At 49.1% G+C, this 20,339-nt stretch carries 22 protein-coding genes; 3 read left to right on the top strand and 19 right to left on the bottom strand.

Annotation, left to right across the window (positions count from 1 at the left end; translation table 11 throughout):
- Window positions 1-10 precede the first annotated feature (10 nt).
- On the bottom strand, window positions 11-370 hold the full coding sequence (locus tag GCU39_RS04020) for an Asp23/Gls24 family envelope stress response protein (protein WP_018756531.1): 360 nt from the start codon (window positions 368-370) through the stop codon (window positions 11-13).
- A gap of 166 nt (window positions 371-536) precedes the next feature.
- Here GCU39_RS04020 and rpmB point away from each other — a divergent pair, with 166 nt between their 5' ends.
- Entirely contained in the window at window positions 537-725 is a 189-nt protein-coding gene (rpmB, locus tag GCU39_RS04015; protein ID WP_018756532.1) for a 50S ribosomal protein L28, read from the top strand.
- Window positions 726-894: 169 nt separating this feature from the next.
- Here rpmB and spoVM read toward each other — a convergent pair whose 3' ends face one another.
- The 7 genes from spoVM to rlmN form a co-directional block, all read right to left on the bottom strand.
- Complete coding sequence (spoVM, locus tag GCU39_RS04010) at window positions 895-975, bottom strand: stage V sporulation protein SpoVM (protein WP_018751565.1); 81 nt, start codon at window positions 973-975, stop codon at window positions 895-897.
- A gap of 119 nt (window positions 976-1,094) precedes the next feature.
- Window positions 1,095-1,346, bottom strand: coding sequence for a hypothetical protein (locus GCU39_RS04005; RefSeq protein WP_152392326.1), 252 nt, complete (start codon window positions 1,344-1,346; stop codon window positions 1,095-1,097).
- 12 nt (window positions 1,347-1,358) lie between these two features.
- The gene (gene rpe / locus GCU39_RS04000) at window positions 1,359-2,021 is read right to left on the bottom strand and encodes a ribulose-phosphate 3-epimerase (RefSeq protein WP_152392325.1); all 663 of its coding nucleotides are present in this window, start codon (window positions 2,019-2,021) and stop codon (window positions 1,359-1,361) included.
- Window positions 2,022-2,025: 4 nt separating this feature from the next.
- A complete protein-coding gene (rsgA, locus tag GCU39_RS03995; protein WP_152392324.1) occupies window positions 2,026-2,955 on the bottom strand; it encodes a ribosome small subunit-dependent GTPase A in 930 nt (309 codons plus the stop codon).
- Window positions 2,956-3,009: 54 nt separating this feature from the next.
- Window positions 3,010-5,184 (bottom strand): Stk1 family PASTA domain-containing Ser/Thr kinase, encoded by a 2,175-nt coding sequence (gene pknB, locus GCU39_RS03990; RefSeq protein WP_152392323.1) that lies wholly within the window; start codon window positions 5,182-5,184, stop codon window positions 3,010-3,012.
- Entirely contained in the window at window positions 5,181-5,954 is a 774-nt protein-coding gene (locus GCU39_RS03985) for a Stp1/IreP family PP2C-type Ser/Thr phosphatase (protein WP_152392322.1), read from the bottom strand. Before GCU39_RS03985 ends, pknB begins: the two co-directional genes overlap by 4 nt.
- Before the next feature lie 13 nt (window positions 5,955-5,967).
- The gene (rlmN, locus tag GCU39_RS03980) at window positions 5,968-7,011 is read right to left on the bottom strand and encodes a dual-specificity RNA methyltransferase RlmN (protein WP_152392321.1); all 1,044 of its coding nucleotides are present in this window, start codon (window positions 7,009-7,011) and stop codon (window positions 5,968-5,970) included.
- 187 nt (window positions 7,012-7,198) lie between these two features.
- Between rlmN and GCU39_RS03975 the strand changes: the two genes are divergently transcribed.
- Both GCU39_RS03975 and gerQ read left to right on the top strand, forming a co-directional pair.
- Window positions 7,199-7,624 carry a cell wall hydrolase gene (locus GCU39_RS03975; RefSeq protein WP_152392320.1) on the top strand — a complete coding sequence of 142 codons (426 nt, stop codon included), beginning with the start codon at window positions 7,199-7,201 and terminating at the stop codon, window positions 7,622-7,624.
- A gap of 47 nt (window positions 7,625-7,671) precedes the next feature.
- Complete coding sequence (gene gerQ, locus GCU39_RS03970; protein WP_152392319.1) at window positions 7,672-8,211, top strand: spore coat protein GerQ; 540 nt, start codon at window positions 7,672-7,674, stop codon at window positions 8,209-8,211.
- 93 nt (window positions 8,212-8,304) lie between these two features.
- Here the strand turns inward: gerQ and rsmB are convergent, their stop codons facing one another.
- The 11 genes from rsmB to dapF all read right to left on the bottom strand — a co-directional run bounded on the left by rsmB (window position 8,305) and on the right by dapF (window position 20,275).
- The gene (gene rsmB / locus GCU39_RS03965) at window positions 8,305-9,690 is read right to left on the bottom strand and encodes a 16S rRNA (cytosine(967)-C(5))-methyltransferase RsmB (protein WP_152392318.1); all 1,386 of its coding nucleotides are present in this window, start codon (window positions 9,688-9,690) and stop codon (window positions 8,305-8,307) included.
- Window positions 9,687-10,616: a methionyl-tRNA formyltransferase gene (gene fmt / locus GCU39_RS03960; RefSeq protein WP_152392317.1), complete on the bottom strand. Its 930-nt coding sequence runs from the start codon at window positions 10,614-10,616 to the stop codon at window positions 9,687-9,689. The genes rsmB and fmt overlap by 4 nt, the downstream gene beginning before the upstream one ends.
- On the bottom strand, window positions 10,617-11,099 hold the full coding sequence (def, locus tag GCU39_RS03955; protein WP_152392316.1) for a peptide deformylase: 483 nt from the start codon (window positions 11,097-11,099) through the stop codon (window positions 10,617-10,619).
- Window positions 11,100-11,139: 40 nt separating this feature from the next.
- On the bottom strand, window positions 11,140-13,659 hold the full coding sequence (gene priA / locus GCU39_RS03950; RefSeq protein WP_152392315.1) for a primosomal protein N': 2,520 nt from the start codon (window positions 13,657-13,659) through the stop codon (window positions 11,140-11,142).
- Window positions 13,656-14,885 (bottom strand): bifunctional phosphopantothenoylcysteine decarboxylase/phosphopantothenate--cysteine ligase CoaBC, encoded by a 1,230-nt coding sequence (gene coaBC / locus GCU39_RS03945; RefSeq protein ID WP_152392314.1) that lies wholly within the window; start codon window positions 14,883-14,885, stop codon window positions 13,656-13,658. The genes priA and coaBC overlap by 4 nt, the downstream gene beginning before the upstream one ends.
- A 248-nt stretch (window positions 14,886-15,133) precedes the next feature.
- A complete protein-coding gene (gene rpoZ, locus GCU39_RS03940) occupies window positions 15,134-15,343 on the bottom strand; it encodes a DNA-directed RNA polymerase subunit omega (RefSeq protein WP_152392313.1) in 210 nt (69 codons plus the stop codon).
- Between the two features lie 50 nt (window positions 15,344-15,393).
- A complete protein-coding gene (gene gmk, locus GCU39_RS03935) occupies window positions 15,394-15,969 on the bottom strand; it encodes a guanylate kinase (RefSeq protein WP_152392312.1) in 576 nt (191 codons plus the stop codon).
- A 13-nt stretch (window positions 15,970-15,982) separates the two neighbouring features.
- Entirely contained in the window at window positions 15,983-16,243 is a 261-nt protein-coding gene (remA, locus tag GCU39_RS03930; RefSeq protein WP_005548256.1) for an extracellular matrix/biofilm regulator RemA, read from the bottom strand.
- A gap of 27 nt (window positions 16,244-16,270) precedes the next feature.
- Window positions 16,271-17,155 carry a YicC/YloC family endoribonuclease gene (locus GCU39_RS03925; protein ID WP_152392311.1) on the bottom strand — a complete coding sequence of 295 codons (885 nt, stop codon included), beginning with the start codon at window positions 17,153-17,155 and terminating at the stop codon, window positions 16,271-16,273.
- Between the two features lie 203 nt (window positions 17,156-17,358).
- The gene (locus GCU39_RS03920; protein WP_152392310.1) at window positions 17,359-19,233 is read right to left on the bottom strand and encodes a bifunctional homocysteine S-methyltransferase/methylenetetrahydrofolate reductase; all 1,875 of its coding nucleotides are present in this window, start codon (window positions 19,231-19,233) and stop codon (window positions 17,359-17,361) included.
- Between the two features lie 205 nt (window positions 19,234-19,438).
- On the bottom strand, window positions 19,439-20,275 hold the full coding sequence (gene dapF / locus GCU39_RS03915) for a diaminopimelate epimerase (RefSeq protein WP_152392309.1): 837 nt from the start codon (window positions 20,273-20,275) through the stop codon (window positions 19,439-19,441).
- Window positions 20,276-20,339: the final 64 nt, after the last annotated feature.

Raw genomic sequence — 20,339 nt, 5'->3', positions numbered from 1 at the left:
ATTCCCCTTCCTAACTTATTACACGTACGCCTTGCACAAACACATTCACCACATCGACATGAATTCCGACAATTTCATTCAGCACATATTTCACTTTAACTTGAATATTATGAGCGACTTCGGATATTTTCGTGCCATAGCTGACAATAATGTATAAATCTATTTGAACCTGGTCATTCACCTTACGAATCTCAACACCACGAGCCAAATTCTCGCGGCCGAGCAGTTCAGCTATACCATCCTTCAATTGTTTGCGCGAAGCCATTCCTATCAGCCCATAACAATCCAGAGCAGCAGAACCTGCAATGATCGCTACGACATCATCAGATATGTACACTTTTCCACTTTCCATGCTGAGTTGAATAGTCATCCTCTTCTCCACTCCTTTTTGTGTATTATGGACTAATCAACATTGTACTATAATAGATAAGATAAATAAATAAAGTTTTTTTGGTGAGTTGACGTAGTAAATTTGCCTATGCTATTATATATAAGTATTGTTTTATGCAGGTGTCTCGAACAAGGGGGTGTACTCAATGTCTCGCAAATGTTTCGTAACTGGCAAATCGCCAAAAACAGGAAACCACGTTTCCCACGCAAACAACAAAAACAAACGCACTTGGGGCGTTAACGTTCAAAAAGTTCGTATTTTGGTAGATGGCAAGCCAAAACGTGTTTATGTTAGCACACGCGCATTGAAATCCGGTAAAGTAGCTCGCGTATAATAACTGATAAACTCATAAGCAAAAAGCACCTGTTCGCAGGTGCTTTTTTAAATGTAAAGAACTTGTATAAGTTTCATCATGCATAATTCCAATTGCCTTGTCTATGCAGAGCCTTGTCTCCACCACAGGATGAAGAAGACGATACCGCGGGTTAGCGCGCGATGACGCGCTAGTTCTTATGGAACGTATTCAGAATCGCCTTTACAAAGCCTCCTAAAAACTTCGGTAACTTGAATGTATAAAATTTCATACTCCACCCTCCCACACATTTTCTAAAGAACCCCCACTCCCGCACACTTATGTAACCATCATATGCGGGAACGGCATGCCCTATTCCAAAGAAGAGTGGTAAGAATGAAGACTAAATTTTCACGCAGGGATCGGATTCGCCTTCACAAACTGAATCATCGTAATGACCACAATGAAGAGAAGAAAAAATACAATCGACAGAATCACGTACCAAATCCGAATCGCAAGACGTTCATATTTACGGAAGAAATAAATCGTAATCACAAGCGCCAGCAAGGAACAGATTAAGTTCGCAGGCGACGCCATTAACGTATACGTCCCGAGCAATATACCCGAGATAAGACTGGTTACGATTAACCACAATGCTGTCACGAAAGTCACTCCCTACGTTGTCATGCAATCACGAATACGGTCCATTGCCGCTTTACGATCTGGGTGTCCGAATACCGCGCTGCCCGCAACGAACACATCCGCTCCGGCTTGAACCACACGCGCGACGGTCTCTTCGTTAATACCGCCATCGACCTCGATATGTACATGCTGCAATCCGCGATCGTCTAACATTTTGCGCAGTCTAGCAATTTTGGATAACGTGCTCTCGATGAAGCTCTGGCCGCCAAAACCCGGATTCACCGTCATAATTAAGACCATATCTAGATCTTCGAGTATTTCCTCAACCGCTGACAACGGTGTTGCTGGATTGAGAGCAACCCCTGCCTTGACCCCTAGTTCTTTGATCATATGGATAACACGGTGAAGATGCGTACATGCCTCAGCATGAACGGTAATCCAATCTGCCCCCGCCTTAGCGAATACAGGAATATACTGTTCAGGCTTCTCGATCATGAGATGAACATCAAGAGGTAATGTGGTATGCGGTCGAATGGCATCCACAATCAACGGACCAATCGTAATATTCGGCACGAAATGGCCATCCATGACATCGACATGGATCCAGTCAGCCCCTCCGCGTTCAACATCTTTAATTTCATCCCCCAGTTTGGCAAAATCAGCAGACAAAATGGACGGAGCAATTTTAAGTTTCATTCTTCTAGTACCTCCGCTTCTTTTCTTTCATTTCATTATAGAACAGCTCGTAATGCGTATACCGACTCGCTGAAATCTCCCCTGCTTCTTTGGCAGCGAGTACTTTGCAGCCCGGCTCATGCATGTGTGTACAGCCTCGGAACTTACATCCTGCCGCATATTCCCGGAACTCACGGAAGCAATCGCCTAGAGCCTCAACTCCCAGTTCCAGGAAATCAAGCTGGCTGAATCCCGGCGTATCCGCGACAAATCCACCATCTGGCAATGGGATCAACTCCACATGTCTTGTCGTATGTTTCCCGCGGCCCAGCCGCATGCTGATCTGATTCGTCTCAAGCGCAAGCCCTGGCAAGAGCGCATTCAGCATCGAAGACTTGCCAACCCCCGATTGACCAGCGAAGACGCTGATTTTACCTGTCAGCTGCGCCATCAGCTCGTCCTTGCCCAGACCCGTTACAGAGCTTGTACGGATGACGGTGTAGCCGATCTGTTGGTACAACGCTTCTGCATCCTCGATCCGTGTTAGCTCTTGTTCCATAGATACGGCACGAACCGATGCCTCCTTCTCCGCTACCGACTCTGCTAATAAATCTTCCTTGGTGAAGCAGATTACGACATCGAGTCCTGCATGTTCAATATGAACGAGGAATTTATCGAGCAGCTGTAGATTGAGCTCTGGTTCTTGAACGGAGAAGACAAGAATGGCTTGCTCCACATTCGAGATCGGCGGACGGATAAGCTCCGAAGAGCGAGGGGAGATCTCATCGACCATCCCCTCCCCGTTCTCGGTAACCGTAAATTCAACGTAGTCACCCACGAGCGGCGACACGCCTCTTTTCTTGAAAATTCCGCGCGCCCGGCATTGAATCAGCTCACCTGACGCTTCAACATAGTAGTAACCGCTTAATGCCTTAACAATTAATCCTTGCGGCATATTCTCGCTCCTATTCTTCGAATGGCAGCATCCCTCCGCTTCGTTTGATATGACTTAATTATTTTCATTATGCTTATCTTTCTTATCTTTCCCATTACCATGGCCATTGCCATTGCCGTTTCCGTTGCCATTTCCATTGTTCCCTGTATCAACGGTACCATCAGTCCATTCGTCGGTCGTACCTCCGTCCGTTGTCGGGTCCGTTGTTGCAGGGACATCGATCTGCGGAATCTGAACCGTTCCATTCTTCGCATCGAAGTAGGATACAGGGTACGAATCGAGGAATTCTTTGTTCCGATAGACGTTGACGACACCATCTTTGTTCGGTGCAAGCACAAGATCAACTGCAAAGGTCTGTACATGCGAGATGGTCTGCGCGGCACTCCATTCAATATTTTCTCCGCGTGCATCGGAGTAAACAATCCGAATAGAGCTTTTCTTGCCCTCCTCAACTGGCGCAACTGGCAGATTGAACGTGTATTCAATTGCTTCTGGCGGGTAACCCGAACTTACATAGATCATAACCTCGGAATTCGGTTCCGCCATCTCTTTCGGTTCATAAGGCCATTGCTTGAATACCTCACCTTTCGGGAAGTAGCTTGGCTCCCTCTTCACGCCGCCCGATTCAGCTGCCAGCTTAAATCCGCTCGATTGAATCAGCGCCTTCGCTTCGTCTTCTGTTATGCCAACTAAGTTTGGCATCGGGATAGCTGATTTGCCCTTACTTACCGTAAGACGTACTTGCAGCTTCGTGAGGTCACTTTCTGTATCAAACTCAGGTGTTTGTGCGAACACGATGCCCGCAGCAACATTATCATTATTTTCTTCCACTTTCGTAATCTGGTTCTCTGGCACCTTCAGATCAATTAGCATCTGACGTGCATCTGCATACGACTTATTCGTCACGTCTGGCATTTTGAAGGTTGGAACACCTTCACTGACTGAGATCGAGATCGAAGAACCTTCCTTCACCTTCGTACCTTCCGGCTTGCTCTGCTCGAATACAATTCCCTTCGCAAAACCTTCTTTATTCACACGAGTCACCGGCTCTTCAATACTAATCCCGAGATCCGTGAGTTGCTTCCTCGCCTCTTCCTCCGTGAGCTTCACGAGGTTTGGTACCGTCACTTCTGGTACATAGACGAGCTTCTGCACATACAGCACAACGCCCAGCATGACGGCTAGGAATAGGAGTGTCGCTCCGACCCAAATGGTTGGTTTCACCCACTTCTTCTTGGGCTCTTTCGTCTCGAACTCCTCTTCTATCGCTTCATCTTTCACTTCTCGAGTACTCGGTGCAGCCGTCTTCTTCGGCGGAACACGATCTGGTTTAATCGCTGGGATCACACGTGTCTTCTGCTCATCGATGAATGCATCGTCTATAAAATCAATCTTCTTCTCGTGCAGCCGATTCGCCGACAGACATGTATCCAAATCCGCCATCATCTCTTTGGCCGATTGATAGCGTTCCTGCGGATTCTTACGCATGGATTTCAGAATAATATTCTCCACACTCTGCGGAATCATCGGATTAACCACACGCGGCTCCTCGAACTCATCCTGCAGATGCTTCAGCGCAACGCTGATTGGACTCTCGCCAAGGAAAGGCAGACGGGCTGTAAGCATCTGATACAACACAATGCCAAGTGAATATAGATCTGACTTTGCACCCGTAGCAACACCCTTCGCATGCTCTGGCGAGAAATAATGCACGGACCCCAACACCGAACCTGCTTGTGTGATCGTAGACGACGTCACAGCACGTGCAATCCCGAAATCCGTTACCTTCACGCGTCCATTTTTACCGATAAGAATGTTATGCGGCTTAATGTCCCGGTGAATAATCTCGTTCTGGTGCGCATGATCCAACGCATCGCAGATTTGCATCGCAATATGTATCGCTTCTTCGGCCTGCAACGGCGCTTTCTCTTTAATATACTCATTTAAATTCTGTCCTTCGACGTATTCCATCACAATGTAATGAATATCTTCCTCTTGACCTACATCATAGATACTTACCACATTCGGATGGGATAAGGCTGCAGCTGACTGCGCCTCCCGGCGAAAACGACGAATAAACTCCTCATCATGGACGAACTCTTGACGCAAGATTTTGACTGCTACGTTACGACCTAATAACAGGTCCTGGGCTTTGTAGACCAGCGCCATACCGCCGCCGCCAATTCGTGTTAGTATCTCATAACGTCCGCCTAGTTCATGACCAATCATTCCGCCCACCCCCTTACTGCATTGTTGTTAATTCTTGATGTCTGTTCTAATAGAACAACTGTTATATTATCTTCCCCGCCCGCTTGAAGGGCTAACTGAAGCAGTTGATCTGCTCTCGCAGCAAGAGAGTTCTGCACGGTATTGACGGTATGCTTCATTTCATCTTCCGTAACGCGATTACTTAACCCGTCGCTGCACAGCATGAGTGTGTCGTGCTGCGCCAGTTCGACTGGGATCAATTCCACAGATACATGCGGGTCCGTTCCTAATGCGCGAGTCACAACATTTTTCATCGGATGATGCTGTGCTTCTTCGCTGCTAATCTGACCCTTCTTCACCAGTTCATTCACGAGGGAATGATCCTCTGTCAATTGTTCAATCACATCTTCATTAATTTTGTAGACGCGACTATCTCCGATATGGCCGATCATCCCCTTCAGACCATCGAGAAGGACAGCAACGATCGTCGTCCCCATATTATGATACTTCCTGTCTTGCGAAGCGAGTTCGTAAATCACGCGGTTCGCACGCAAAATCGCTGCAGCTAGCGCATTGCCTAATTCTTCAGCAGAAAGCCCTGAACCAATCGACATCAATTGCTGAGAGACGGTCTCTACGGCGAGCCGACTCGCGGTATCCCCCGCTTGATGCCCCCCCATACCATCCGCAACAATCGCAAGGGTTACCCCACTGTCAAGAGCTTGTACCCAAGATAGATCTTCATTGACTGTTCGAACGCGCCCAACATCAGAACGCTGTACCATATTCATGGCTCTCACCTCGCTATTTTGCTTCCAAATGCTTCGCCCGCAATTGTCCGCAAGCAGCAGCAATATCATGACCTTGTTCGCGACGAATCGTCGCATTAATACCTTTGCGCTCAAGAATCCGTTGGAATTCGAAAATATCGTTACGTGGTGTTCTAACGTAGTTGCGCTCTGGGACGTGGTTAACTGGAATCAGGTTCACATGGCAGAGCATGTCCTTAATGACATCCGCAAGTTCCTCCGCGTGTTCAGGCCGATCGTTCACGCCGCCAATGAGGGCGTATTCGAACGTAATTCTGCGTCCTGTCTTCGCTAAGTAATAACGAAGCGCATCCATCACATCGTTGAAAGGGAATCTGCGATTCACGGGCATCAACTTCGAACGAAGCGCATCATTCGGTGCATGGATGGAAATCGCTAGATTAATCTGTGTATTCTCATCTGCAAATTTATAGATATTCGGTACAATACCACTCGTCGAGACGGTGATGTGGCGCTGTCCAATATTCAGCCCTTTCTCATGAATCATCAGACGTAAGAATTTCATCGTCTCATCATAATTCTCAAAAGGTTCGCCCGTTCCCATAATGACAATACTGCTTACCCGTTCACCGCGTGTATCGAGAATCTTCTGCGCTTGAACGACCTGTGCGACGATCTCGCCCGCTGTTAAATTCCGTTTCAATCCGCCAAGTGTGGAAGCGCAGAACGTACAGCCGACACGGCAGCCAACTTGCGTCGTAACGCATACGCTATTCCCGTAATTGTGCTTCATGACAACCGTCTCAATCGCATGCTCATCGTGAAGGCCGAATAGGAATTTCACCGTTCCGTCTTTGGATTCATACTTCGTAATTTCTTTTAAGGTTACAAACTGAAACTGCTCTTCTAGTTTATGCCGAAGTTCTTTGGACAAATTACTCATTTGTTCAAAGCTATTGACGCGTTTCACATAAATCCAATCGAAGATTTGAGCCGCACGAAATGCAGACTCACCATTCTCCTTGGCCCATGTTTGTAGTTCTTCCAGTGTAAAATCATAAATAAATGGCTTATCCAATTTTTCTCACAACCTATTCAGTCCATTTTCTACTTAGTTTATCTCATTCGTCCTATTTTAACATAAATAACACCCTGGCTAAAGAGGGGGGAATTTTTCACAAGAAAGTAATCACCTCTGACCCCCTCGCTCAATATGATAGGTATGGGTGAATGACCATGTCAGTGACGGAAGGGGTGTAGAGACTATGGCTGTCGTTAAAGCAAATTCAGGGGATATCAGGCTACTAGCACGGCTCCTGCGAGCTGAAGCAGAGGGGGAAGGCGAACAAGGCATGTTGATGGTTGGCAACGTAGGCGTTAACCGGATTCTAGCCGACTGTCTTGATTTCAAGAACATTCGCAGTATCAATGATATGGTCTTCCAGAGTCCCGGCGGATTCGAAGCGACGCAGAAAGGATATTTCTATCAAAAAGCACGCGACAGAGATATCCGACTTGCCCAGAGAGCTGTCAACGGTGAGCAGTTATGGCCAGCAAGCAATGCGCTATGGTACTTCCGTCCAGTCGGAAACTGTCCGCCCACTTGGTATAACCAACAGCACAGCGGCAGATTCAAATTACATTGCTTCTATGTCCCGAAGGGAGAAGACTGCCCGCAAGTCTATCGTTAATGGCAATACCTAAAAAAGAGATAATATTTGAGGAGGAATAGAACGCAATGAATTACGTTTATCGAGGATCAACAGGTAACTATGGCTACATGATGCCAGCTCCCGCTCCAGCACCAGCAGGAATCCCAATGCCGCAAAGCACCATGCCTGGGTATCCACCTACCGCTCCTATGAACCCTGGCATGCAAATGCAAATGCAGGGGGTAGCACCTGGTATGCAAATGCAAGGGGTAGCACCCGGCACGCCCGTCGGGCCTATGGCCGCCACAACCGGCGACCTGATTACACCATCAGGGACGACCGTATCCCCACCTCAATTTGAGCAATCTTATGTAGAGAATATCCTTCGCCTGAACCTTGGCAAAGTTGGTACCTTCTATATGACATATGAGAATAACTGTGAATGGAACGCCAAAATATTCCGCGGTGTCATCGAAGCAGCAGGGCGCGATCACATTATTATTAGCGATACAACAACAGGACAACGTATCCTCCTGCTGATGGTGAACCTCGATTATATAACTTTTGACGAACCACTTAACTATACGTATCCAGGCGTTATTGGCAACCCGCCTCAACCTCGCTAATCTAGGTATCAAGTCTAACCATGCGAAGAAGATAAGGACAACAAGAACCTCCCATCCCACTAACTTCTGTGGGATAGGAGGTTCTTTGATCCATTACGCTTGACGCTTCATAAATCTTGCGATAAAAAATCCGTCCGAATGATACTGATGCGGTAGGATTTGAATCAGACTCGCATGTTCCGATGCCTCTGTCTTATTGCAAATCTCTAGCCATGCCGGACTCGCGGAGGCTTCGCCCGCCCAAGTAAAATCAGGATGCCGCGCAAGGAAGGCTTCTGCCATACGCACGTTCTCCTCCGGTTCGGTTGTGCACGTGCTGTAGACGAGAATGCCGCCCGGACGCAGCAGGGACTGTACCTCGTCGAGCAGCTTCGACTGCAGTGCGGCAATCTGCTCGACTTCCTCCGGCTGTTTCGCCCATTTCAAGTCCGGTTTGCGCCGAATGACGCCTAAGCCGGAGCAGGGCGCATCAAGCAGAATCCGGTCGAAGGAAGCTGGCTTGAGCTGCTTGGCCAATGTCAGGGCATCGCTTACTCTCGTCTCAATCGATCCCAGCTTCAGGCGGAACGCCTGCTCTGCGATCAGCTTCTGCTTGTGCGGGTGCACATCGTTGGCAAGAACATGTCCTGTATCGTTCATCAGCTCGGCGATATGCGCCGTCTTGCCTCCCGGAGCAGCGCAGCAGTCCAACACCTGCATACCTGGCTCAGGACGCAGCGCTTCAGCAACGAGCATCGAGCTCTCATCTTGCACAGAGAAGAGTCCGTCTTTGTACCAATCGGTAAGTGCCATATTGCCGCCGCTATCAACCACAACGCCTGCAGGCGATAGCTCTGATGGACGAGCATCCATGCCGGCCGATACCATGTCCTGGATCATCGAAGCACGATCCGTCTTCACCGTATTCACACGGACACTGACATGGGGTGCTTCGTTATTCGAGGCACACATCGCTATGGCAGCCTCTTCTCCGTACTGCCGAACCCAGCGTTCGACCATCCATTCGGGGTGCGAATAGGTGAGCGCGATGCGCGCAATGCGATCCATCGATTCCGGAATGTGAAGCGATTCTTTATTGCGCAGCACATTCCGCAGCACACCGTTTACCATACCGGATATCCCTTGATGACCCTTCCGCTTGGCGATGTTCACCGCTTCGTTCACGGCTGCATGCGGCGGAATGCGATCCAGGTAGTAGATCTGGTAGAAGCTTAACCGCAGCAAATTTCGTACCCAAGGCTGCAGCTTTGCAAGCCCTTTGGTCACGAATGAACTTAAGAAGTAATCAATCGTATTCAAGCGTTGGATCGTCCCATAGACCAGCTCCGTTGCAAATCCAGCCTCGGTACGATCGAGCTGCAATTTCTGAAGTGATTGGTTCAGGAGCAGGTTGCTATATGCGCCCTCCTGCTCGACACGCGTCAAGACATCCAGAGCAACTTCCCTCGCAGACAGCTTTCTTTTCGCCGGCCCGCTCACGTGAACAACGTTCCCTTCGTCATTTTCCCGCCGCGAACAAATTCCGCAGCATCCATCGCTTTTTTGCCGGCAGGCTGTACCTGCGTCAGGATGATTGAGCCATCGCCCGTCTTCACTTCAATGCCATTCGAATCGCAGGCAAGGACCTTTCCCGGTGCAGCATCCGAAGTGCTGGATGATATGCGGCAAGCCCATACCTTGAACACTTCCTCCTGCCAAAGGGTAAATCCACCCGACCAAGGGACAAGACCGCGCACTTGATTAAAGATCTCTCTAGAGCTCCGTGTCCAGTCAATGCGTTCGTCATCACGCGTCAAATTCGGCGAATAGGTAGCGAGGGAATCATCCTGCTTCATGGCTTCAATCCGCCCTGCAATCAATTCAGGCAGCGTCTCACGCAGCAGATTGGCGCCGGCAACGCTAAGTTTCTCGAACATGGTGCCTGCTGTATCTTCATCCGTAATCGGCACCTCAACACGCGAGATCATATCGCCTGTATCGAGGCCTTCTGCCATATACATAATCGTTACACCCGTAACCGTCTCACCGTTCATGATCGAACGCTGAATTGGTGCGCCTCCGCGATACTCTGGCAAGAGCGAGCCATGCACGTTAATACAGCCCAATCGCGGAAGATCCAATACAGCCTTCGGCAGAATCTGCCCATAAGCAGCGGTGACGATTAAGTCAGGTTGCAGCTTCGCCAGTTCCTCAACCGAATCCGGACTGCGCAGTTTAAGCGGCTGTAGTACCGGAATGCCCTTCTCAACTGCTACTTCTTTCACAGGGGTTGGTGTTAATACCTTCTTGCGACCTTTCGGGCGATCGGGCTGCGAGACAACAGCAGCCACGTCGTACCCTTCGGCTAGTAACATTTGCAGTGATGGGACAGCGAATTCCGGCGTCCCCATAAATACGATTTTCATTTAATTCTCCTTGCCTTTCCGTTCGGTAGCATCATAAAGTTTCTCAGCAAGCTCTGTGAACAAGATGCCGTTCAAATGATCAACTTCGTGCTGGAATGCACGTGCCAGCAGCTCAGAGCCCGTAATTGTAATTTCTTCGCCATGACGATTCAAGCCCTTCACCGTCACCGTCATCGCACGGCGTACGTCGCCACTGATTCCTGCAATACTTAGGCAGCCCTCCGAACCAAATTGCTCGCCTTCTTTGGAAATAATCTCCGGATTGATCATCTCGATTAACCCGTGTTCATCTCCGCAATCAATAACGATAATACGCTTCAGGATACCCACCTGCGGTGCCGCCAAACCAACACCTTCCGCATCATACATTGTATCTGCCATATCATCGATCAATTTTGTTATTTTAGGCGTAATTTCCGTTACTTCTTTCGCACGTTTATGCAGAACCGGATCCGGCTCTTGTACAATCACTCGAATGGCCATGATAGCACCCACCTTTATTCACTTTTTCTCTATTTATCCGTTACATTAACATCTGGGGGTCGACATCCACGCTAATAAGCAGCTGTTGTCCCCGCACATGTTCATCGAACTCCGCGCTAACCGCACGTACGAGCTGCACGGCATCAACGTTCCCACGATATTTTAACATACATTGAAATCTGTATCTATTCTTGATCCGCGGCATCGGCGACGCAACAGGTCCAAGCAGCTCGAATGCATCCTCCGATGGACGATCTAACGCCTGGCTCCACCCCCGTGCAATCGCCTGCTCCCTGACGCGAGTCGCGAAATTCTCACTCATCCGAACGAGCAGCGGAAGCTGCTCATGCGAGAACGTAATCAGGATCAAATTGCAATATGGCGGATAGGCCCTTTTCCAGCGATGCTCCAACTCATCCCGGGCAAACGGCTCATAATGATGCTCCGATGCATGCTGAATGGAATAATGCTCCGGTGTATAGGTCTGAATATAAACTTCGCCTGGCAGATGATGGCGGCCAGCACGGCCAGCGACCTGCGTGAGCAGCTGGAACGTACGCTCCGCAGCACGGAAATCCGGAATATTGAGCGCTGAGTCTGCCGTAATAACGCCAACTAAGGTCACATAAGGGAAATCGAGCCCCTTCGCGACCATCTGCGTCCCGAGGAGTACATCCGCCTGACGATCCCTGAATTGTCCGAGCAGCTTCTCATGTGAGCCCTTCTCCGTCGTCGTATCCACGTCCATGCGAATGACGCGAATGCCTGGGAACAGCTTAGAGAGCTCCTCTTCGACACGCTGCGTACCCGTACCAAAATAACGAATATGCTCGCTCTCACAGGAAGGACAGGTCTTCGGCGCCTTCTCGGCATGACCGCAGTAGTGGCAGCGTAAATGATTCGATTTCTGGTGGTAGGTCAAGGCGATGTCGCATTCCGGGCACTGCGCGACGTAACCGCAAGTCCGGCACATGACGAAAGTCGAGTATCCACGACGATTCAGAAGCAGCACCATCTGCTCCTGTTTCTTCAGACGATCTTCTATCGCTTGGTACAGCGGTCGACTGAACATCGAACGATTGCCGTTCTTCAGCTCCTCCCGCAGATCAACGATATGAACTTGCGGGAGCTCCCGTCCTCCGACCCGCGTCGGCATGGACAACAAGCGCATCGGAGCCTGGTCCTCGAATCCTGGCAACGGCTGCTCTTCTATCGCCGCGCGATAACTCTCAAGCGACGGCGTGGCTGAACCAAGGATGACGACTGCGCCCTGCTGCGCAGCCCGCTTCACCGCTACATCACGTGCGTGATACTTCGGACTCTCTTCCTGCTTATACGACGTCTCATGCTCTTCATCGATAATCACAAGCCCAAGCTGTTCGAAGGGCGCGAAAATGGCAGAACGCGCACCGATCGCGACCTTCACCTTGCGCTCACGAATTTTGCGCCATTCATCATAACGCTCACCATGCGACAATCGACTGTGCAGCACGGCGACGAGCGCGCCGAAACGGCTCTTAAATCGTTCCACCATCTGCGGCGTAAGCGAAATTTCCGGGACCAGAACGATCGCTTCCCGGCCCTGAGCGATACAATGTTGAATCGACTGCAAGTAAACCTCTGTCTTCCCGCTTCCTGTCACACCGTGCAGTAAGAATAGATCATGCTCTCGCGTGTCTAACGACCCCTCTATCGTATCGTATACGCGTTGCTGCTCTTCGGTGAACTGCATTGGTTCAGATTTTTTGAACCTTCGGTCCGCATAGGGATCGCGGAACACTTCCATCTCCCGAATTTCAACATACCCTTTATCTTCAAGTCCTTTGATCGTCGAACTCGTCGTATGCAGCTCTGCGAGCAGCTCCGTCATAAGAATCGGCTGCCAAGTCTGCATGAGGAACTCTAACGCTTCCTTCTGCCGACGCGCCTTGGCTGGGAACGAAGCAAGCACCGCATCCGCCTCTTCTTCCCCAATGCTTAAGAACACCGTCTTCACTTTCTTCTTCGCGACACGATCTTTAATCGATTGCGTCTCGATAAGATAGCCTTGCTTCAGCAGCCGCTTAATCAAGTTCTCATGCGCAGGGAACATCGAGGTCACCTGCTCGAGTTTCATCGGACCTAAGCGTTCCATGGTCTCCAACACGCTGCGCTCCTCCGGAAGCCATAGCAATTCCTCGTCCTGGTACGACTCTGAGACATGCAACACACGCTCAACTTTGCCCTTCAGCGCGGTTGGAATCATCGATTGCAGCGCAGCAATATCGTGACATACATACTTCGCACTCATCCAGGCCCCCAGCTCGATCAGATCGGGAGATAATGGCGGAACAAGGTCCAAGAGCTCTTGGATATATTTCATGCGACTCTTATTCACTTCTAACGATTCATCCGATGTGAAACCTACCACGAAGCCTTGTACCGTTCTTGGCCCAAAAGGCACCCCTACCCGGCTGCCGATCTCAATCCAAGGCTCCATGGCATCCGGAATCATATAATCAAATGGCCGATTGGTCTGCTTACTCGGCACATCGACAATTACTCTGGCATAACGTGTCAAGCGTGTCCACCCGCCAACCGTTCAGAGACAATACCAAGTAGTCGGTGAGCAACTTGCTCCTTGGACATCTGCGGCAGCGCTTCAACAAGGCCCTGTCGGTCATAGATATGAACAATATTCGTATCCACACCGAATCCAGCGCCTTCGGCCGTCACATCATTTGCTACCATCAGATCGCAATTTTTACGCGATAGTTTATCTAGCGCATAGCGCTCTACATCGTTCGTCTCAGCCGCGAATCCCACAACGAGCTGCTGCGTCTTGCGTCTGCCAATCTCCTGCAAAATATCTTGCGTTCGTTCAAGCTCCAGCGTCAGCCGTTCCTGCGTCTTCTTCATTTTGCTTGGTTCAATCTTCGCAGGGCGGTAATCTGCTACAGCTGCTGCTTTGATAATGATATCCGCTTGATCCATCCGTTCCATCACGCGATCATACATCTCCTGCGCGGACATCGCCCGTATGACTTCGACACCATCTGGCGGAGGACCGTCCGTACTTGCCGCAATCAGCTGCACGTGCGCACCCAATTCCTGTGCTGCGCGAGCAATGGCAAATCCCATTTTGCCCGAGGAATCATTCGTAATGTAACGAACAGGGTCAATCCGCTCGACTGTGCCACCTGCTGTCACGAGCACGGTGCGTCCTGCCAATGGCGCCGGTTTCTGGGATCCTGGCTGGTCTCGCTCTGCGAAGAAGCGTTCGATCCATAAGAATATCTCTTCCGGCTCCGCAAGTCTTCCCTGCCCAACGTATCCACAAGCCAATTGGCCTGTCCCTGGCTCAATGAATCGGACGCCGCGTTCCTCGAGCACTTTCATGTTATGAACCGTTGCCGGATGCTGATACATATGTACGTTCATCGCCGGCGCCACGACGATTGGAGCAGTCGTAGCAAGCAATACATTCGTTAACATGTCGTCTGCCAGGCCGTACGTCATTTTAGCCAATGTATTCGCGGTTGCAGGTGCAACAAGGACAAGATCTGCTTCATCTGCTAGATGAATATGAGAGACAACCGAAGGATCGCGCTCATCGAACGTACCGGTATACACCGGATTGCGCGATATGGCCTGTAAGGTTAATTCCGTCACGAAATGCTTGGCGGACTCCGTCAAGACGACATGGACATTTGCCCCCTGCTGCGTGAGTCTGCTGCACAATGTAATGGCCTTATAGGCTGCGATACCTCCACTAATCCCTAGAATAATATTCTTTCCGTTCAACATGGGTATCCCCCCTTGTATTTACATAGAATATTGCATTTCGATACGATGAAACGTCTACAAATTCTATTGTGGTGAGAAAAAGCCTAATCGAAGTCATTCAAAGATGAGCGACCGCGTTTAGAGGTAGTTTTTATCGCCAAATAGAATTTTACGTTTCCATCGAAGTAACGTCTATAAACTATTGTGGTAAAAAAATAACAACCTTGCGGTTGTCGAGGAAGAACGAGCCTTATCTGTATAATTAGAATTTAATCTCTCGGTTGCGCGTTGCGCTCAATTTGAACGAAATCGCCATAGATTTCTTCAAGCGCTGTGCCTACAAATTTGTGGGATTTTGGGGCGCGAAGATCGGATTTCGCACCGTCTCTTAATTGTCTAGCGCGACGCGAAGCTGCAACGACTAGGGAGTATTTGCTGTCTACTTTGTTCATCATTTCATCGATTGAAGGGTATAGCATCTGAACACCTCATTCTATTCAAGTAAAAATCCAATAACGCCTTGGTGAAGTTATTCTTTAGGGATCTTACAATGCTCAGCGGTTATAATCGATTCAATCCGTCTGCATGCATGTTCGATCTCGTCGTTGACAACGGCATAATCATAATACTCAATCATATTGATCTCTTCTTCTGCGACAGACATCCGATGATCAATCACGGTATCATTCTCCGTGCCACGGCCTTTGATGCGATCCTTGAGCTCATCCAAGGAAGGCGGCAATAAGAAGATGAAGACCCCTTGCGGGAAAGACTTTTTCACTTGCAGAGCACCTTGAACTTCAATCTCAAGGATAATATCTTTGCCTTCATTGATGGTCTGCTCTACGAAATCGCGCGGCGTCCCATAATAGTTCCCCACATATTCCGCATATTCGAGCAGTTGGTTATGCTCAATCATATCCAGAAATTGTCCGCGGCTCTTATAGAAGTAGTTCACGCCTTCTTCTTCGCCCATACGCGGCTGACGTGTCGTGGCAGACACTGAATAGATTAGATTAGGCATCTTTTTGCGCAGGGCAGTACATACTGTACCTTTACCTACGCCTGAAGGGCCGGATAAAACAATTAATAAACCTTTACTCATAGTATTCTCCATCTCATTCGTCGTTGTCATCATCCTTGGTTGAGAGCCGATGCGCGACAGTTTCAGGTTGTACTGCAGATAGAATGACATGATCGCTATCTGTAATAATAACCGCACGTGTACGGCGACCATAGGTTGCGTCGATCAGCATATGCCTATCGCGCGCTTCTTGAATAATCCGCTTAATTGGTGCGGACTCTGGGCTTACGATCGAGATAATTCGATTCGCGGATACGATATTCCCGAAACCGATGTTAATCAGTTTGATAGCCATTTCTGGTTTCCCCCTATAATAAATGCATTATTCCATATTCGCGACCTGTTCACGAATTTTCTCCAGTTCGGCTTTCATGTCAACCACACGATTTACAAGCGCTAGATGATTCGCTTTCGATCCAATCGTATTCACTTCACGATTCATTTCTTGAATCAGAAAGTCCAGCTTACGTCCTACCGGCTCATGCATCTGTAATAAATTACGGCACTGTCCGAAGTGGCTCTTAAGCCGTGTCAGTTCTTCATCAATATTGCAACGTTCCGCGAACAAGGCTAATTCCATACCGAATTTATGCTCATCGAATTTGAAGGTAGCATCCTGCAAATCCGCCAGCCGCTGTCTTAACTTCGCTCGGTATTCAGAGACGACGGTTGGGGCGAGGAGGACAAGTTCTTGATGAATTGCCTCTAAAGTGGTCAATCTAGATCCTGTATCTTCTGCGAGATGGAACCCCTCTCTGGCGCGCATCTCGCATAATCCGTTCAGTGCTTCTTGTAAGCCAGCTACCAAATGCTCCTCGACTTCTTCATTTGCAAGAGTTGAATCGTCTCGCAAGGAGAGAACGTCGGGCATTTGCATCAGTTGATTTAATGTTAACGTATCCGTGAATCCGAACCGCTCTCTGAGCGCACTGGCCGCTTGCACATAAGAATGGGCTGCCGACCAATTGACATGCGGTGTATTGAGAGCATCCTCTTCTTTCTCTTTGTTGATAAAAATATCAATTCGTCCACGTCCAAGACGATGCTGGACGATACGTTTCAGTACATCTTCGTAGCATGTCCATTCCCGCGGAAGACGGATAACCGTCTCACAATAGCGGTGATTAACGGATTTAATCTCGATCTGCACTCTATAGCCGCCAAAATGTCTCGCGGAATGACCAAATCCTGTCATACTGAAAACCATGGGGACCACATCCATTACACTATAATAATTGATTCTAATAATCGTTACAAGTATGCGTTCAAAAAGTCTACTTACAATCACCTGAGCGTGTTCGAAGTAAACTTACAACGTAAGCATAGGCTCAGGTCGCGAATAGCCGAAGCGCATACGCTTCCGCAGCGAGTTTTCTTCGAAAAACGCTAAGATAACTTTTGGAATCTCTTCTACACGGGGGAATGAAGAACTGCTGCTTTTTCCCAGACGTACGATGTGAGCGTCACGCTCATTTCATAGAACATGAACGGTGTCATGAAGTAGATTCCATTAAACCGCGGCATCGCCGTATCGAGCAATTCCTTCGCAATCTCGACACCCATTTTCCTTCCTACTTCCCCTTCCAAGCCAGCCATCCGTTTGCGAACCTCATCGGATAGCTGAATTCCTGGCACTTCATTATGAAGGTATTCGGCGTTACGGCCACTTGCTAGCGGCATAATGCCAATAAAGATCGGGATATCCAGATGTTTCGTGGATTCATAGATTCGTTCGATTAATGCTGGATCATAGACAGGCTGTGTCATAATATAATCCGCGCCGGCCTCAATCTTCTTCTCGAGGCGCTGCACAGCTTTGTCCAAGTATTTTACATTCGGATTAAACGCTGCGCCTATGATAAAATTCGCTTTCTGCTTCAGCGGTTTCCCAGAAAAAGCAATGCCTTCATTTAACTGTTTGATCATGCGGATGATTTCGAAAGATGTTAAATCATAGACCGAGCTCGAACCCGGTAAATCGCCGAATCGTGCAGGATCTCCAGTAACGGCGAGCACATGGTCGATATCCAATGCATCGAATCCCATCAGATGCGACTGCGTTCCGATCAGGTTACGATCGCGGCAAGCAATATGGATCAGCGGGCGCAATCCCGTCTCTTCTTTAACTTTATTGCCGAGCGCCATATTACTCATACGTGTAACGGCAAGTGAATTGTCTGCCAGCGTTAAGGCATCCACCTTCGCTTCCTTCAAGGCTGCTGCACCCTTCATAAATTTCGTGATATCGAGGTCACGCGGAGGATCCAGCTCCACAATGACCGTATGGCGCTGCTTGACGAGATCTACGATACTAGGGCCCCCTGTCGTTCCGGCAGGCGGTTCAGCTGCTGCTGATTTCGACGCAGACGCGCCTAAGTTCGACGACTCCTTTACCTGTACCGTTCCTTCTGCGTTCGGCACGTAGCCGACAAGCGCTTTGGCCATTGCTTCGACATGCGCAGGCGTTGTTCCGCAGCATCCGCCGATCAGCTTCACGCCCATGTTAGCAAATTTAATAGCGCATTCACCAAAATACTCCGGCGAAGTCATATACATATATTTTCCATCAACATAGTCAGGAATACCTGCGTTCGGGAACACGGAGACAGGCAAATGATAAAATCCTTGAATTTTCTCAACCGAGTTGAGGATTCCTCTTGGGCCGGTATGGCAGTTAAACCCGATCACATCTGCACCCGCATCTTCAATGATCTTGAACGCTTCCTCTAACGTGAACCCATCCATCGTCGTTCCGCCGGCTTCTACAGCAAATTGACAAATGACAGGCAGATCGCTTAATTCTCGTAACTTCTCTAGCGCGATCTTCATTTCTTCTACATCATAGAACGTCTCTAGTAAAATCCCATCGACACCTTCCGCGAGCAGCGCGCGGAATTGCTCTTCGAAGCAATCTTGCAAATAATCTATCAAAATATTTTTACGACGACCTGCGCGAATCGGACCGACAGCACCAACGACATAAGCCGCCTCCCCTGCCGCTTGACGCGCAATCCGCACACCGGCGCGATTGATTTCTTCGACTTTACCTTCGAGGCCATACTTCGATAACTTATCAGCATTCGCAGAGAACGTATTGGTCTCTACGAGCTGTGCTCCTGCTTGAACATACTCCCGATGAACATTCTCGATAACGTCCGGGTGGAGCAAATTCAACTCTTCATAGGAAATACCCACGGGAAAGCCCATATTGTATAAGTAGGTTCCCATCGCTCCGTCCCCTACGAGAATTTGCTGCTGTAATGCTTGACGTAAATCAATCTTCATGAACTCCACCCCATTATTATTAAGTAAGCTAACTGTATCATAATTCATATGAAAAAATAAGCACAAAATGCCCTCGCACAGTAGACTCTTAACTTCACTGCCGATTCTAGCATGCAGCAGAGACCTACCCACCCCTGAATTGAAAAGCAAAAAAATGCCCCTTTCGGAGCATTTCGAAGCAATCATGCCTATTCATCTGAATGAATTATAATACGCCGTCGAACACCATCGCTGCTGGCCCTGTCATATAGACATGGTTGTCTGACTCATTCCATTCGATATGAAGGTCGCCGCCTTTCAGCGATATCACGGCCGTGCGATCTGTTAAACCATTCAACACGGAAGAGACGAGCGTCGCGCATGCACCTGTACCGCAAGCGAGCGTAGGTCCTACGCCGCGCTCCCATACACGCATATCGACGTGTTCCTTCGATTTTACCGTCGCGAATTCTACATTAATCTTCCGAGGGAAGAACGGATGCACCTCGAGTTTCGGTCCCCATGTCTCCAGATCGAAGTTCACGGCGTCATCCACATAGATGACACAATGCGGATTCCCCATCGATACCGCTGTAAAATGAAACGTCTGGCCAGCGGCCTCAATCGGTTCGTTCACCACACATGACGCATCAATCGTCGTCGGCACAAGCTTGCCTTCCAAAATCGGAGCACCCATATCTACGCGAACACGCGTGACCGTATGGGTTGCCTGGTCTACTTCCAGCTGAAGCGATTGTACACCTGCGCCTAGCGTCTCGATCGTAATCTCTTGCCGGTCCGTCAGACCGCGGTCGTATACATATTTCGCTACACAGCGAATGGCGTTGCCGCATTGCTCAGCTTCGGTCCCATCGGAGTTCATGATGCGCATCCGAAAATCCGCGCGTTCAGATGGCAGAATGTAGACAAGCCCGTCTGCCCCGATGCCGAAAAATCGGTTACACGTCTCTATTGCTAGTTGTGACGCGTTGCTAGGCAGCTCCCGCTCCCCAGCAACGACGATAAAATCATTACCAAGTCCATGCATTTTCGTGAATTTCATTCTACAGCACTCCTCTACTTCAACCATATCCATAAGCATATCTTAGAGGCTGCGCCGAAGTGGA

Source organism: Paenibacillus guangzhouensis, assembly GCF_009363075.1.
GTDB lineage: Bacteria > Bacillota > Bacilli > Paenibacillales > Paenibacillaceae > Paenibacillus_K > Paenibacillus_K guangzhouensis.
This window is presented reverse-complemented; position numbering and strand designations above follow the sequence as displayed.

Excerpts from the sequence above, each read along its gene's own strand:
- dapF (WP_152392309.1), bottom strand. The coding sequence starts at position 20,275 with ATGAAATTCACGAAAATGCATGGACTTGGTAATGATTTTATCGTCGTT.
- def (WP_152392316.1), bottom strand. The coding sequence starts at position 11,099 with ATGGCCATTCGAGTGATTGTACAAGAGCCGGATCCGGTTCTGCATAAA.
- GCU39_RS03975 (WP_152392320.1), top strand. The coding sequence starts at position 7,199 with ATGGCTGTCGTTAAAGCAAATTCAGGGGATATCAGGCTACTAGCACGG.
- rpoZ (WP_152392313.1), bottom strand. The coding sequence starts at position 15,343 with ATGCTATACCCTTCAATCGATGAAATGATGAACAAAGTAGACAGCAAA.
- rsgA (WP_152392324.1), bottom strand. The coding sequence starts at position 2,955 with ATGCCGCAAGGATTAATTGTTAAGGCATTAAGCGGTTACTACTATGTT.
- rpmB (WP_018756532.1), top strand. The coding sequence starts at position 537 with ATGTCTCGCAAATGTTTCGTAACTGGCAAATCGCCAAAAACAGGAAAC.
- rpe (WP_152392325.1), bottom strand. The coding sequence starts at position 2,021 with ATGAAACTTAAAATTGCTCCGTCCATTTTGTCTGCTGATTTTGCCAAA.
- GCU39_RS03920 (WP_152392310.1), bottom strand. The coding sequence starts at position 19,233 with ATGAAGATTGATTTACGTCAAGCATTACAGCAGCAAATTCTCGTAGGG.
- coaBC (WP_152392314.1), bottom strand. The coding sequence starts at position 14,885 with ATGTTGAACGGAAAGAATATTATTCTAGGGATTAGTGGAGGTATCGCA.
- fmt (WP_152392317.1), bottom strand. The coding sequence starts at position 10,616 with ATGAAAATCGTATTTATGGGGACGCCGGAATTCGCTGTCCCATCACTG.
- spoVM (WP_018751565.1), bottom strand. The coding sequence starts at position 975 with ATGAAATTTTATACATTCAAGTTACCGAAGTTTTTAGGAGGCTTTGTA.
- gerQ (WP_152392319.1), top strand. The coding sequence starts at position 7,672 with ATGAATTACGTTTATCGAGGATCAACAGGTAACTATGGCTACATGATG.
- GCU39_RS03985 (WP_152392322.1), bottom strand. The coding sequence starts at position 5,954 with ATGAATATGGTACAGCGTTCTGATGTTGGGCGCGTTCGAACAGTCAAT.
- gmk (WP_152392312.1), bottom strand. The coding sequence starts at position 15,969 with ATGAGTAAAGGTTTATTAATTGTTTTATCCGGCCCTTCAGGCGTAGGT.
- GCU39_RS03925 (WP_152392311.1), bottom strand. The coding sequence starts at position 17,155 with ATGGTTTTCAGTATGACAGGATTTGGTCATTCCGCGAGACATTTTGGC.
- pknB (WP_152392323.1), bottom strand. The coding sequence starts at position 5,184 with ATGATTGGTCATGAACTAGGCGGACGTTATGAGATACTAACACGAATT.
- GCU39_RS04020 (WP_018756531.1), bottom strand. The coding sequence starts at position 370 with ATGACTATTCAACTCAGCATGGAAAGTGGAAAAGTGTACATATCTGAT.
- remA (WP_005548256.1), bottom strand. The coding sequence starts at position 16,243 with ATGGCTATCAAACTGATTAACATCGGTTTCGGGAATATCGTATCCGCG.